12 protein-coding genes are annotated in these 15,015 nt (G+C 38.9%); 3 read left to right on the top strand and 9 right to left on the bottom strand.

Annotation, left to right across the window (positions count from 1 at the left end; translation table 11 throughout):
* Positions 1 to 114: 114 nt before the first annotated feature.
* From guaA to tig, 6 genes are all read right to left on the bottom strand, one after another.
* Positions 115 to 1,770 carry a glutamine-hydrolyzing GMP synthase gene (gene guaA, locus G622_RS0112180; protein ID WP_026510957.1) on the bottom strand — a complete coding sequence of 552 codons (1,656 nt, stop codon included), beginning with the start codon at positions 1,768 to 1,770 and terminating at the stop codon, positions 115 to 117.
* Positions 1,771 to 1,875: 105 nt separating this feature from the next.
* On the bottom strand, positions 1,876 to 3,306 hold the full coding sequence (locus tag G622_RS0112175; RefSeq protein ID WP_026510956.1) for a deoxyguanosinetriphosphate triphosphohydrolase: 1,431 nt from the start codon (positions 3,304 to 3,306) through the stop codon (positions 1,876 to 1,878).
* Between the two features lie 38 nt (positions 3,307 to 3,344).
* Complete coding sequence (locus tag G622_RS0112170; RefSeq protein ID WP_026510955.1) at positions 3,345 to 4,784, bottom strand: C40 family peptidase; 1,440 nt, start codon at positions 4,782 to 4,784, stop codon at positions 3,345 to 3,347.
* 242 nt (positions 4,785 to 5,026) lie between these two features.
* Positions 5,027 to 6,262: a glucosyltransferase domain-containing protein gene (locus tag G622_RS0112165; protein ID WP_155831476.1), complete on the bottom strand. Its 1,236-nt coding sequence runs from the start codon at positions 6,260 to 6,262 to the stop codon at positions 5,027 to 5,029.
* 299 nt (positions 6,263 to 6,561) lie between these two features.
* Positions 6,562 to 7,953 carry an asparagine--tRNA ligase gene (gene asnS / locus G622_RS0112160; RefSeq protein WP_026510953.1) on the bottom strand — a complete coding sequence of 464 codons (1,392 nt, stop codon included), beginning with the start codon at positions 7,951 to 7,953 and terminating at the stop codon, positions 6,562 to 6,564.
* A 15-nt stretch (positions 7,954 to 7,968) separates the two neighbouring features.
* Positions 7,969 to 9,222 carry a trigger factor gene (gene tig / locus G622_RS0112155; RefSeq protein WP_026510952.1) on the bottom strand — a complete coding sequence of 418 codons (1,254 nt, stop codon included), beginning with the start codon at positions 9,220 to 9,222 and terminating at the stop codon, positions 7,969 to 7,971.
* A 177-nt stretch (positions 9,223 to 9,399) separates the two neighbouring features.
* Between tig and G622_RS0112150 the strand changes: the two genes are divergently transcribed.
* Positions 9,400 to 9,873, top strand: coding sequence for a type II secretion system protein (locus tag G622_RS0112150; protein WP_026510951.1), 474 nt, complete (start codon positions 9,400 to 9,402; stop codon positions 9,871 to 9,873).
* A 105-nt stretch (positions 9,874 to 9,978) separates the two neighbouring features.
* Here the strand turns inward: G622_RS0112150 and G622_RS0112145 are convergent, their stop codons facing one another.
* Together G622_RS0112145 and G622_RS22745 are read right to left on the bottom strand one after the other, a co-directional pair.
* Entirely contained in the window at positions 9,979 to 11,259 is a 1,281-nt protein-coding gene (locus tag G622_RS0112145; RefSeq protein WP_026510950.1) for an O-acetylhomoserine aminocarboxypropyltransferase/cysteine synthase family protein, read from the bottom strand.
* 268 nt (positions 11,260 to 11,527) lie between these two features.
* Positions 11,528 to 12,175 carry a hypothetical protein gene (locus G622_RS22745; RefSeq protein ID WP_044957595.1) on the bottom strand — a complete coding sequence of 216 codons (648 nt, stop codon included), beginning with the start codon at positions 12,173 to 12,175 and terminating at the stop codon, positions 11,528 to 11,530.
* A gap of 565 nt (positions 12,176 to 12,740) precedes the next feature.
* Here G622_RS22745 and ispE point away from each other — a divergent pair.
* Together ispE and G622_RS0112130 are read left to right on the top strand one after the other, a co-directional pair.
* A complete protein-coding gene (ispE, locus tag G622_RS0112135) occupies positions 12,741 to 13,613 on the top strand; it encodes a 4-(cytidine 5'-diphospho)-2-C-methyl-D-erythritol kinase (RefSeq protein WP_242832997.1) in 873 nt (290 codons plus the stop codon).
* 19 nt (positions 13,614 to 13,632) lie between these two features.
* Positions 13,633 to 14,067, top strand: a complete 435-nt coding sequence (locus tag G622_RS0112130) for a DUF1934 domain-containing protein (RefSeq protein WP_026510948.1) — start codon at positions 13,633 to 13,635, stop codon at positions 14,065 to 14,067.
* Between the two features lie 2 nt (positions 14,068 to 14,069).
* On the opposite strand, the gene G622_RS0112125 is transcribed toward G622_RS0112130, so the two are convergent.
* Complete coding sequence (locus tag G622_RS0112125; protein ID WP_026510947.1) at positions 14,070 to 14,975, bottom strand: dihydroorotate dehydrogenase; 906 nt, start codon at positions 14,973 to 14,975, stop codon at positions 14,070 to 14,072.
* Positions 14,976 to 15,015 lie beyond the last annotated feature (40 nt).

Here is a 15,015-nt window from a genome sequence, read left to right as displayed (position 1 = left end):
AAAGGAGCCTCGTTAGTCCTTTTCAAGGTCTGTTACTTGTGTTCTATTTAATTCTTTTAGGATAAAACATTTTACCTCTTGGAAGGTAATCTGCTTTGCCCTATGACACATATGTCACTCAAGCTCAATTGTTCCCGGTGGTTTAGAAGTCAGATCGTACATTACTCTGTTGACTCCCTTTACCTCATTAATAATTCTGTTCATAACAGTCTGTAATATTTCCCAAGGAAGGTTTGTAGCATCAGCTGTCATGAAGTCTGAAGTATTTACTGCACGAAGGGCAACCGCGTAATCGTAGGTTCTGAAATCTCCCATAACGCCTACTGAGCGCATGTTTGTAAGTGCTGCAAAATACTGAGCAGGTAACCAGGAAGGATTTTTACCATTCTCTTCGCGGTAGGATGCTGCTGCCTTTGCAATCTCCTCACGGTATATTGCATCTGCGTCCTGAACAATTCTTACTTTCTCAGCGGTTACTTCACCAATTATTCTGATTCCAAGTCCCGGTCCGGGGAAAGGCTGTCTGAAAACAAGGTGTTCAGGAATTCCAAGCTCCAATCCTGAAGCTCTTACTTCATCCTTAAAGAGCATTCTGAGAGGTTCAATTATTTCCTTGAAATCAACATAATCAGGGAGTCCGCCTACGTTATGATGGGACTTAATAACAGCACCCTCTCCGATTCCACTTTCTACAACATCGGGATAAATCGTTCCCTGTACGAGGAAATCGACCGCGCCAATCTTTTTGGCTTCTTCCTCAAATACACGGATGAACATTTCTCCGATTATTTTTCTTTTCTTCTCAGGCTCTTCAACACCCTTAAGTGCTTCATAAAATCTTTCCTGAGCATTTACACGAATAAAATTAAGGTCATAGTCACCATCAGGACCAAATACAGCCTCAACTTCATCGCCTTCATTTTTCCTAAGAAGACCATGATCTACAAATACGCAGGTTAATTGTTTACCTATGGCCTTACTCATAAGAACTGCTGCTACTGATGAATCTACTCCTCCTGAGAGTGCGCAAAGAGCACGACCATCTCCAACCTTCTCGCGGATTTCCTTTATGCTGCGTTCAACGAAATCAGCCATTTTCCAGTCACCGGCACAGCCACAAATATTCATAACGAAATTTCTGAGCATCATTGTACCGCACTCTGTATGCATTACTTCCGGATGGAACTGTACAGCATAAATATTTCTATCCTGGTTTTCCATGGCTGCAACAGGGCAGTTTGCTGTTTTAGCAATTACCTTAAAGCCTTCAGGTGCCTTGGAAATATAGTCAGTATGGCTCATCCATGTTGTAACAACAGCCTTGGCACCACCGATTTCTCCATCATTAAGCTCGCTTTCAAAAGCATTATCTGAATAGCGAACAGGAATACCTTCCTCGTTTTCAATAAAACCGTTAAAAAGTGCTGATGCAGTATCCAAAAATGTTTCTGTTTTCCCGTACTCACTTACTGGAGCGGTCTTAACCTCACCACCATTTAAAAATGCAGTAAGCTGAGCACCATAACATATGCCCAACACCGGAACTCCAAGATAAAAAAGCTCCTTGTCACATAATACTGCTTGATCTCCATAAACACTATTAGGACCACCTGTTAAAATGATTCCTTTGAGATTCATCTTGCGAAGTTCATCAAGCCCGATATTGTAAGGGTGTATCTCACAATATACATTACATTCCCTGACACGTCTTGCGATCAGCTGCTTATACTGTCCGCCAAAGTCAAGAACTACAACCATTTCTCTTGCCATATTATCCTCTTTCATAGGTGATTATTATAAAAACAAGTTATTGCTCCAATTACAATAAATGTAATACAGGAAAAATGCAAGCAAAAAGCACAAATCAAAGTTATATTAAATCAGACCATTGAGCTCCTGATACAATCTTTTTGCGTAACTATCTGTCATTCCGCATATATAGTCTGTAACAAGCAGAAGCCTCAAGTATAATTTCTCATCCTCCGGTCTTCCCTCTGAATAAATATGATATATTCTCTTATAATTATCAGAGATAAATGAAATCATTCTCAAATCGATAGGTCTTAGCTTTTTATCTGTGTCATAATAAATGGCTGCAGGAACAAGTCTGTCTAAAAGATAAGACAAAATCTGATTAGCGCTCACTTCTATCTTAAGTATAGGTTCTGAATTAAAGGCATATTTTACGGCTATATCTCCAAGTGCATCTACAATATGCTTGCCCTCAGTTCCGTCAAGAAGTTCTTGCCCAAAGGAGCCATCCATTATAGCAGTATAATGTGATGCAAAGCTTTCTGTCGCCTGATAAATCAACTTGCCCTGAACTGCAACTATCCAGTTCTGTACTGCATATTCTCCGGGATCATTTACTCCATGCTCAATACCCTTTTCATATCTGTATTTAAGTGTTTCTATAAGTGATCGGTATTCTTTGTCAGAATTATCCTCATAACATCTTAATTCAAGTTCCCTCAATAATATATCAAAGCTGATTCTTCCCTTTTTATATGAATCCTCAATATCTGCAGTCCTATATGCAATATCATCAGCAGCTTCCAATATGTATGTTAATGGATGCCGTCTTCCATTTAATCCGCAGGAATACTCAATATCTCTGAAAAGCTCTCTATCTGCATAATAGTAACCCATTTTGTGACAGCAGATATCCTTACTTTTTTTATCTACGTTCAGTGAAGATACCGGGTATTTTATTATTGTAGCAAGCAGAGCCTTGGAAAGATTCATACCGTGTTCATCAACAAGATAATGAAGTTTGGTAACAAGTCGCAAAGCCTGTGTATTACCTTCAAAATTGTAAAAATCATTCTGCATCTGTGGATTTAGAATCTGACTTAAAGTTTTCCCTTCTCCAAAGGAATCCAGCTCAAAATTAAGCTTTGGCAGGTTCTCTTTAAACCATTCTCTTATCACGGTCTCCCCAAAGTGCCCAAAAGGAGGATTTCCAATATCGTGTAAAAGCCCGGCACATTGGAGAATATCGCATATATCCTGCTGATATGATGCTTCAAAGCTCTCATCTTTTATTTCAGTTACAATTTTTCTCGCAATATTCTGTCCAAGCGATTTACAAAATGAAGATACTTCCAGTGAATGTGTAAGCCTGGTGCGTACAAAGTCAGATTGATCCAATGGAAAAACCTGCGTTTTATCCTGAAGTCTTCTAAATGATGCACTTCCTATTATTCTGTGATAATCCTTTTCAAATTCACTCCTAAGATCCTTTGAGCCTTCATGCCTGCTAATTGGCCTGATTCGTTCTCCACAAAGTAATTTCTTCCACTCCAATATAAAATCTCCTCTGACAATCTCAGCCTCTGGCAAGATCATCCTACAAATCTTCTAATAGTCAATATCGTCCTGTATGTCGCATTTTCATATTTTATTCCTGTTCTGGCGGTACTGGCATGAACGATTTTGCCGCCACCAAGATAGATTGCAACATGTCCGCCATAATATATAACGTCTCCTGCCTGAGCATTCTGATATGAAACCTCTCTGCCGTATGTTGCCTGTGAATATGATGATCTTGGAACAGTTATTCCAAATTGTTTATAAACAGCATATACAAAGCCGGAACAATCAGCGCCGTTAGTCAGACTTGTTCCTCCCGCAACATAAGGATTACCAACAAACTGGCATGCATAATTAGCAATATTCTGACCTGTCGCAGAACCCGACGGAGCAGGTACTGTATTTGCCGGTGCTGCTGATGAAGCTTCGCTGGCAGCATTTGATGCATCTGATGAACTCTCCTGAGTGTTGTCTCCATCATCCGGATCATCATCGTCATCATTATTTTGAGCAAGTAGTTCTGCTTCCTTTGCCTCTTTTTCTTCTTTAGCCTTTTTCTTTGCAGCTTCCTCTGCTTCTTTCTTTTTTCTGGCTTCTTCCGCTTCCTTTGAAGCAGCTGCATCAGCGGCTTTTTTAGTTTTCTTTACCTCATCCTGTTTGGCATCAATTTTAGCCTGTAATTCTTTAATCTGAGCCGTTTGCTGCTGCAATTGCGCGGTATATAATGCCGCACTTTGCCTTGCTTTAGCCAGCTGAACATCAAAATTGGCATACTGTTTTCTATATCGGTCTATTACCTGTTCAACATGCGCCTGTTCTTCCTTAAGCTCATATTGAGAAGTTTCCAGCTCAGACTTAGCCTCCTCAAGCTCATCGCCATACTGCTTTGCAGCTTCCTTAGCTCCTATAAATTCAGCCAGTTTAGTTCTATCATAGTCATACAATTCCTCTACATAACCGGCTTTGTTCAACATATCTCCAACACTTTCAGCCTGAAGCAGAATCTCAGCATAAGAAAATTCTCCTTTCTCATACATGAATTTTATTCTCTTCTTCATGGCATCATAGAGAGTTTCTTCCTGTGCTTTTGCTTCCTCATATTCCTGTTGTGTTTTCTCTATTTTTATCTGCGTGTCTTCGATATCTGCCTGAATGAGATCAATACTTGTAAGGAGCCCTGTGAGTTCTTCCTTAGCTTCATCAATTCCTTCCTGGATTTCAGCCTGTTCTCCCTGGATTGAACTGATGTTTTGATTTGCACTGTTTAATCCACTTTGGCTTTCCTTTTTTTGAGACTCAATGTCGTTCTGCTGTTTTTCAAGCTCCTTCTGTTGCTTCTCAAGTTCTTTCTGCTGCTTTTTCAGTTCTTCACTTGTTGTAGCAAAAGCCGTAGTCGTAGTAAAAGTAAGCGTAGCTGCAGTTAAACCTATGCACAATATCCTATTAAATATCTTAAAATTAAATCTTTTCATTTATTCCCCATTGCTTATAAACAAAACTTTTTATCATATTAATTATATCATATGAACAATTTTTTGCTTGAAAAATACCTCCTTCACACATTATGTGTAAGGAGGCATTAAATAAATTTGATTATTCAAAGATCATCTGATATGCAGTTATCACCTACAAATTATTACCTTTCAATCATTAGCCGGTATCATCTTGCTATTGAAGTAATGGCGATCACATAAGCTTACATATAACATATATCTTAATAGATGCACCAATATGCAGTGTTACCATCAATCACTACCTGCTCATCTACATCAAAATGATCCCAATTCATATCTTTGAAATACTTTTTTCTGACTTTATTCCCGGACATAGAACTCTTTTTGAATCGCCTTCCATAAGGAGTTCCATTTGTCTCTTCTGTATTAACGAAATTATTATCATCTGCGCTGTTTTTCAGATTGTTCGTATACTCTAAAAGACTATACGCTACATTTCTGGACGTACGCTCATTTATCTGATCTAATGTATAGTAGACATTTTCGTAGTAATTAAAGGACTCATCATCTACACACACAGCTATTTCATCTACCGTAACTCCATTTATTTCTTCGTAATTGTCAATTTTATTAAGTACAGCTTCTGCACATGCTAAATCCTGCGTGTTGGATATGTAGTGATTTATGGCAATCTGCTGGCAGGAAAAAATCTGTACAATAACAGCAATCATGGTTACAGCCTGCGCATACTTTTTAACCCTTGCGCCTAATTGAACATATCCAAGAAAAGCCATGCATCCAAGCGCAGCATAAAGCGTATATATAACTCGCGGTGCCTTAGACTGAATAAGTGGAATCGCCAGCGCAAGTAAAAACATCACAATTCCTGCAAACAGGAACGTAAATACTCTTTCATTTTCCTTCTTACGCGAAATTATGAGTAATAAAGTGATTACAATAACAACTAACAGATTTATAAAAGGAACCGGAAGCAGTCCTATTCCATTTTTAAGGAAGTCCCAAAAAAGTCTTATTACACCGGCTATACTATCCAGAACCCCCACCGATGAAATGGGCTTCGGGTTATCTGTCATAACTCCCAAAAACTGCATCAATTTGGTGGATTCATAATTCAGGAGTCCCACAAAAAGACAGCTGAAAGAAACTATAAGTCCTCTTACCAGCATTTTAATATTCAGCACATAGTTGCCCTCGATCAGAATGTACAAAAGTGCATATATTGCACAGACAATCACAGAGACCTGATATGTCGATCCTCCAAGTATCATGAATATGGCAGCCAAGACATATTTCTTCCCGGAAAAAAAATAAAGCGCGATTGCAGTAAATAACACATAAAAACTGTAAACAAAGCACTCAGGAAACATCAGATATTCTGAAAACAGAGTACTGATAAAAGGCAAAATAAGAAGTGCTCTTCCGAAATACTCTTCATAAATACTGCCAAATTCACTATTCTTTTTTACCTTTGCCATGATGACTTGCTGATATATAAACGCACCAAGGGACACAATAAAAATATGGAGTATAAAGAAATATTTATATTTATCAGGCAATATTATTCCCATTTTATATAGAAGCAGTTCCATAACAAACGGGATATAACGACCATATGTGAATTCAGACTCGATGTTAATTAGCGGACTTAGATAATGAATCATTGTATCTGATCCAAACCCAAATCTATAAAATCCCTGGTACGCAAAGATTATGAGTACCAGGGTAAAAATATACGCTACTATTGAATTTATGTCTTTTTTGATTCTATCCATAATTATAAGTCGCAGTTTCCAACTGTTCTGGGGAATGACTCAACGTCACGAATGTTACCCATACCTGTAAGATACATAACGCAGCGCTCAAATCCAAGACCAAATCCTGCATGTCTTACTGAGCCATAACGGCGAAGATCAAGATAGAACTGATAATCTTCCTTCTTAAGTCCCAGCTCATCCATTCTCTTTTCAAGGATTTCGAGGTCATCTTCTCTCTGGCTTCCACCTACGATCTCACCAATTCCGGGTACAAGGCAGTCAGCAGCTGCTACTGTCTTACCATCCTCATTAAGCTTCATATAGAAGGCCTTTATTTCCTTAGGATAGTCAGTTACGAATACAGGCTTCTTAAATACCTGCTCTGTGAGGAATCTCTCATGCTCTGTCTGAAGGTCTGAGCCCCACTCAACCTTATAATCAAACTGGTCATTATGCTTCTTAAGTATTTCAACTGCTTCTGTATAAGTAATTCTTCCGAATTCACTATTAGCAACGTTCTTAAGTCTTTCGATAAGTCCCTTATCAACAAATGAATTGAAGAACTCCATCTCAGCAGGAGCGTTTTCAAGTACATAATTAATTACATACTTGAGCATAGCCTCAGCACAATCACAATCATCCTTCAAATCTGCAAAACACATCTCAGGTTCGATCATCCAGAATTCTGCAGCATGTCTTGTTGTGTTAGAATTCTCTGCTCTGAATGTAGGTCCAAAAGTGTAAACATTCTTAAAAGCAAAGGCATATGTCTCAACATTAAGCTGTCCTGATACTGTAAGGTTAACTGGTTTTCCGAAGAAATCCTGTGAGTAATCAACCTGTCCATCCTCTGTCTTAGGTACATTGTTTAAGTCCATGGTTGTTACCTGGAACATTTCACCTGCACCTTCACAGTCACTTCCTGTAATAAGAGGAGTGTGAACATAGACAAAACCTCTCTCCTGGAAGAATGAATGTATTGCATATGCTGCAAGAGAACGAACTCTGAACACTGCCTCAAATGTATTTGTGCGGGCACGCAGATGAGGAATAGTTCTCAAAAACTCAAGGGAGTGACGCTTCTTCTGAAGAGGAAAATCAGGAGTAGAAGGTCCCTCTATTGTGACTGTCTCAGCCTGCATTTCGAAAGGCTGCTTTGCGCCTGGTGTCAAAACAATTGTACCTTCAGCTATTATTGCTGATCCAACATTTAACTTACTTACCTCAGCAAAGTTATTAAGACTATCTGAATATACTACCTGTAATGGTGTGAAATAAGTTCCGTCATTCAAAACAATGAATCCAATTGCTTTTGAATCGCGGATACTTCTGATCCATCCACCAACTGTTACTTTTTTATCAGCATATTTCTCCGGAGCCTGAAAAAGCTCTCTGATATCTGTCAGTTCCATTCTTGCCTCCTATTATCACTCAGCAGTATCTGCTTCTTCTGAACTAGCTGCCGCATCTGTACTTTCTGTTGCCTCTGCATCCTCTGCAGTATCGTTACCTTCCTCAACTTCACTGCTCTCTGCTTCTGCTGCATCTGAAGTTGGTGCAGGATCAGTAACATTAGCATTTTCAGCAAGGAATTCAATCACCTTATTAGTGAGGAGATTCTCTTCAATATTTTCTACATCTACAGTCTTTTTATATTCATCAACACTGTCAATTGTCTTGCCTTCTTCAGCAGTAATATTGGCATTGGTCATATCATTCTGAAGCTTCTCATTAAGCTCATCATCTGTCACTTCAATTCCCTCAAGCTTGGCAATTGCTCCAAGCATGATAAACTGCTCTGCAAGCTCTATTGATTTATTATCAAGATACTCAGTCTGCTCACCTGAAAAGCCTTCCTGTGCCATCATCATTGAAAGAACCTGATCTGTTGTGTAGTTAGTTCCATAATTTGCTGAGTAATATGATGCAACCATGTTAGCCTGATCGCTGTAAAGTCCTTTGAATCTTTCCAAAGCAGACTTTGGAGGCTCAACAAATTTACAATTGGCAGTAACAGCTTCAAGTATTTTTGAGTTTACTTCGTTCTTATAATCTGTCTGTTTTTCCTCAAGAAGTCTGTCTTTAAGGTAAGTCTTAAGCTCATCAATTGTTGAAACATTCTCAATTCCCAGTGAAGCAGCATATGCATCATCAAGATCAGGCTTAACTTTAATACTGTTAACCTTTACGGTAAAGATTACGTCTGCTCCTGCAAGCTCTGTAGCACTGTAGTTATCAGGGAATTTAAGATTCAGATCCCTTGTCTCACCAATCTGAGCACCTACAAGACCATCTTCAAAACCATCTATAAATGTTTTGGAACCTATTGTAAGATCATAACCTTCAGCAGTACCACCATCGAATACCTCTCCGGTATCAGCTCTTTTGCCGGAATAATCAATATTTACCGTATCGCCTTCCTGAACAGCTCTGTCAGTCACCTCAACGGTAGCTTTCATTGAAGAACTGATATACTGCATGTATTGCTCAACTTCTTCGTCATTAACCTCAGGGGATTTAACCTCAATTGAAACGCCTTTATAATCTCCAAGTGTCACATACTTATCTAAATCAATATCTTTAAGATATGCAGCATCTGCACCCGCTCCGGATTTTGCACATCCTGCAAGCATACTGGCAGCAACTACTACAGCCGTCATTGCAGTTATAAATTTTTTCATAAATATTTACTCCTTAATTTAACTTCCATATTAAAATAAACTTTTTTTATACTAGCACAGTTTCTTCTTATGTTAAAGTATTTTGTTGCCTGATACGCAATTCAATGATAAAATACAATCTGCACAGAAACTTGTAATATTTAATAAATTGTTTAGTTTTAAATTTGGAGGAATGTTTTGAATCCGGTATTAATCGTTATTTTAGTAATCTTTGTTATACTCGCAATTGCTCTGGTTGTGCTTACAATTCTCGGAAGACGGGCGCAGAAACGACAGGAAGAGCAACAGGCACAGATGGAGGCAATGAAACAGAGCGTTTCGATGCTTATCATTGATAAAAAGAGAATGAGAATCAATGAAGCTGGTCTTCCCTCCGCAGTTCTTGAGAACACACCTAAGCTCCTTCGCCGTTCCAAGCTTCCAATCCTAAAAGTTAAGGTTGGTCCTCAGATCATGAATCTCGTTTGTGATGAAAAGATTTTTGATTCTGTTCCGGTAAAGAAAGAGGTTAAGGCAGAAGTCAGCGGTATCTACGTTTTATCTGTAAGAGGTATTCGTGGTGGCAATGCAGTAGTTGAAGAAAAGAAAGGCTTTTGGAAAAATCTTGTTGCTAAGGCTCAGGAAAAAGCCGGTGCAAAGCCCGTTAAATAATCTTATAAACATCAAAAAATTAAACATCCTTAATTCATAAGCTTATGAATTAAGGATGTTTTTTTGGTTAAAGGATATTTTTAATAATGGCAAATTTTAAATTATTTATATTGCTGCAAAGCCTTTTTCAAGGTCTGCAATAATATCATCAATATGTTCCGTTCCTATTGAAAGTCTGATTGTACTCTGACTTATTCCCTGATCCTTAAGCTCTTCATCGGAAAGCTGGGAATGAGTTGTTGTAGCAGGATGAATTACAAGGCTCTTTACATCTGCAACATTTGCAAGAAGTGAGAATATCTCAAGATTGTCGATAAACTTCCATGCTGCTTCTTTTCCACCCTTAATTTCAAATGTGAAAATGGATGCACCTCCGTTAGGGAAATACTTTTCATAAAGTGCATGATCAGGATGATCTGCAATTGAAGGATGATTAACCTTTTCAACCTGAGGATGTGAATTCAGGAATTTTACAACCTTCTTGGTATTCTCTGCATGTCTGTCAAGTCTGAGCGACAATGTCTCTACACCCTGTAAAAGTAAGAATGCATTGAATGGTGATATAGTAGCACCTGTATCTCTAAGAAGGATTGCTCTGATAAATGTTACAAATGCAGCAGGGCCAACAGCATCATAGAAAGATATACCATGATAGCTGGGATTGGGCTCAGCGATATTTGGATATTTGCCGCTTTCCTTCCAGTTAAACTTTCCTGACTCAACAATTATTCCGCCAAGAGTTGTACCATGACCTCCGATGAACTTTGTAGCAGAATGTACAACAATGTCTGCACCATGTTCAATAGGTCTGATAAGATAAGGTGTTCCGAATGTATTATCTATAACAAGAGGAAGTCCATGCTTATGTGCAATCTCAGCAATCGCATCAATGTCCGGAATATCACTGTTAGGATTTCCCAATGTTTCAAGATATATAGCTCTTGTATTATCCTGAATAGCACCTTCTACTTCATCAAGATTATGTGCATCAACAAAAGTTGTATTTACACCGTACTGCGGTAATGTATGTGCAAGAAGATTGTAGCTTCCACCATAGATGGTCTTCTGAGCAACGATATGTCCACCATTTGCTGCAAGTGCCTGTATTGTATATGTTATTGCTGCTGCTCCTGATGCAACCGCAAGTGCTGCACTACCGCCCTCAAGAGCTGCGATTCTTTTTTCCAAAACATCCTGAGTTGAATTTGTAAGTCTTCCATAAATATTTCCCGCATCAGCAAGTCCGAATCTGTCTGCTGCATGCTGGCTGTTTCTAAACACATAGGAAGTGGTCTGATAAATCGGAACCGCTCTTGCATCTGTTGCCGGATCAGGCTGCTCCTGCCCAACGTGTAACTGAAGTGTCTCAAACTTATAATTGCTCATACCTTTTCTCCTCTCTTGCAAAGCTCTTAAGCTGTTTTTTCGTCTCTGTAACTTGTTGAAAAAATAATACTTCTATTTACCTACCACGTCAATAGGTAATACAATCACTATACACTTACGTTACCTATAAGATCTGCTTATATATAAAAACCTCTTTCTCCGAAACTACTCAGAGAAAGAGGTTATACGCTTCTTTCATAATTAAATTTATCCCAAAACTCAATAAAACCGCATAAAATACCGAAGACTGTGATCACTTTACTCAGCTTTAAACGATTTCAGGGTTATCCTCAACCGGCGCTTCTGTATTATTCTTAGCTGCCATATCATCGAACCCTTTCATCACAGCATCATATGTCTGCTTTGAAATATCAGGCAATTCTTTTCCCCAGGAATTTGTGGCTTCTTTAAAGCCTTTTTCAAATGCGGAACGCATCTTGTCAATCTGGCCGGGATCACCGCCTGTTAATGCATTTGCAAAATCCAAAATGCGTTGTGAAGTCTGCTTAACTCCCCAATAGCCATCCTCAGAGATCTCTTCCTGCGCCTTTTTCTTTGCAGCTTCATCAATAGTAAAATCACCCTTTGCCAAAAATGACCAGATATCATCGGCTTTTCCAATAGCAACTCCCTGCTTTGACATCATCTGTGAGACAATATCCTTAAGCTGATTCTGCCTCTCTTCAAGGTCATTTTTCAACATACTGATCACTGCTTCATTCTTCTTATAGGTTTTATTGGTCGAACCTACGGCACTGGTATTATCCGACTTTTCAAAAACCGCAGCCTTATCGTTTTTTGCCTCAGCGGTCTTTGCCGTTTTATCTTCAGATGTAGCTTCTGCGGCTTTTGCGGTCGTTGTCGGCTCGTAATACGTGCTGGCCTGGTCTAAACCTGTAACTCCGTTTACGCCCATATGAACTCCTTTTCTACGCCAAATGATCTGACGCCGATACGACTATGTATGCCTAGTGTTTTGTCTGGGTGACTTTTGATTTAATTACGAAGTATCATTCTCAATAGGCTAGGAATCTGAATGAGTCGTAGCGGTGGCTACGGCGATTGAAGATGACGAAGCGTATTGAGAATTAGACAAGTAATTTATCAAATTGTCATTCAGACAAGACACTAGACATACTTACAGTATTACTCATCTTATTTATCGTCTTATATCACTTTAACCTTAAGTAGTTTTTCCATACTTTTCAATTAAAAAAATATAAAATTAATGTTGCCTCTTTTCTTATAAATGTATCCTATAAATAATTTATAAACTCCGCCTGTTTTAACTATTTGGATCATTTTGTGCTATTATACAAACAGCTAAGATAATCTTTGGACATTAATTTTATACCTTTGCCGGGTATACTTTCTAATTAAAGATGCAGACCGGTCAAATATGGTTTCTTCTTTCCTAAGAAAAATTATGCCTTAGATGTCTTATCTGATCATGTTCTTATAATTAATGGAGGATAATAAATTTGATCACTAGAAACGCATATGCAAAAATCAACCTTGGCCTTGATGTCACAGGCAGGCGGGATGATGGTTATCACCTCGTAAGAATGATAATGCAAAGCATTGATCTATCTGATAAACTTAGTTTTTCTGAAAGAACAGACAGCAAAATAGTCATAGAAACTGATGATCCCAGGATTCCTACAGATGAGCATAATCTCATATGGAAAGCCGCTGACCAGCTAAGAAATTACTGCAATGTTCCGGACAAAGGCGCTACAATCCGTTTGGAAAAACATATTCCCATGGCAGCCGGAATGGCAGGTGGCAGTACAGATGCTGCTGCAACATATATCGCATTAAACGAGCTTTGGAATCTGTCACTTTCCATAGATCAGTTATGTGATCTTGCTATAAAAAAAGGTGCAGATATTCCCTACTGCATCAAGGGTGGCACAGCACTTTCTGAAGGAATCGGAGAAATTCTTACTCCGCTTAAAGACATGCCATCATGCCATATCGTTATAGCCAAGCCGGCGCTCGACGTTTCCACAGCCTGGGCTTATACAACCCTGGACTCCGCTCCTATTGAAGATCATCCTGATATAGACGGCATCAAAGATGCCATTGAAGCCCATGATCTTTCAGGGATAACAGCGCGTCTTGGCAATGTATTGGAGCCTATAACATCCGGAAAATATACTGTTATAGAAGAAATACGCCAAATTCTGCTTGCTAACGGAGCTATGGGGGCACGTATGAGCGGAAGTGGTCCTACAGTTTTTGGTATCTTCGATAATAAAGATCTTTCACATGCTGAAAATGCTGTAAAAGAACTGCAGAGCAAAGGTATTGCCCCGGAGTTATTCATCACAAAGCCACTTACAACAGTTTAATATATTAGAAAGGATTTACATGAACGGTACTATTAAAATAATTGGTGCCCACGACCACGGAACAGGAAAACCTGAAATCGTAAAACACGAGCAGAAGGCTTTCTGTGAATTTGATGGTTCAAATTATATAATTACTTATTCCGACAATAACGAGGAAGAGGATTCTGCCTCCGGCATATCAACTCACAGACTGGAGATTGGAGAAGGTTACCTGAGAATGGCACAAACAGGAGCCGTCACATCAGATCTTCTATTCAGACTTGGTGAGACATGGGATACTGATTATGAGACACCTTACGGATTAATGAAGATGACTGCTATAACCCGTAATCTCATGATGGAACTCAGTAAAAAGAAAATCACCGCCCATGTGCAATATGAACTGCAACTGGACGGTGAAAAGCTATCTGATTCCAAGGTACGTATATCATTTATGCCTGACATGACAGATTGACATTATTTAACTGCTCCTATCAGTTCGTTAATGTCATCAATTTTCTGTTCAGACATATATCTTTCTATTCCTTCAATTGTGTTTATGGTAGCATATGGATCATGAAAATTCATGGCACCAACAGCAATTGCAGTTGCTCCTGCAAGCAGGAATTCGATAGCATCCTCTGCATTAGCAATTCCTCCCATACCTATAATAGGTATATTTACAGCATGAGCCGCTTCATAGACCATTCTTACAGCTATTGGTTTAATTGCAGGACCGGATAATCCTCCGGTTCTGTTTGCAATTGCAAAGGTCTTCCTATAAATATCAATTTTCATTCCTGTGATTGTATTAATAAGTGAGATAGCATCGGAGCCTGCTGCCTCAGCTGCTTTCGCCATATCGGAAATACTTGTTACATTTGGGCTTAGCTTCATTATAATTGGCTTTTTGGAGTGCTTTTTTATCTCTTTTGTTATGTCATACAAAGCATCAGCATTTTGTCCAAAAGCTATTCCGCCTTCCTTAACATTTGGACATGATACATTGATTTCGAGCATATCCACAGAATCTTCATCAGAAAGACGTTCAACAACATCCACATAATCCTGAACACTTTTTCCGCATACATTAACTATAACTTTTGTATCAAAATCCTTTAAAAATTTCAGATCTCGCTCAATCATCACATCCACTCCGGGATTCTGAAGTCCTATAGCATTTAACATGCCTCCATAAACCTCTGCAACCCTTGGTGTTGGATTTCCTGGCCATGGCACATTTGCAACGCCCTTTGTAACGACGGCCCCAAGCCTGTTGAGATCAACAAATTCGGAGTATTCCATACCTGAACCAAAAGTTCCGGAAGCTGTCATAACCGGATTTTTAAATTCCACCCCTGCTATATTAACTGATGTTTTCATCGATTTTCACCTCATTATACTCTGTATCTATATTTTACCT

Origin of the sequence: Butyrivibrio sp. LC3010 (genome assembly GCF_000424385.1) — a bacterium.
Lineage (GTDB): Bacteria > Bacillota > Clostridia > Lachnospirales > Lachnospiraceae > Butyrivibrio.
This window is presented reverse-complemented; position numbering and strand designations above follow the sequence as displayed.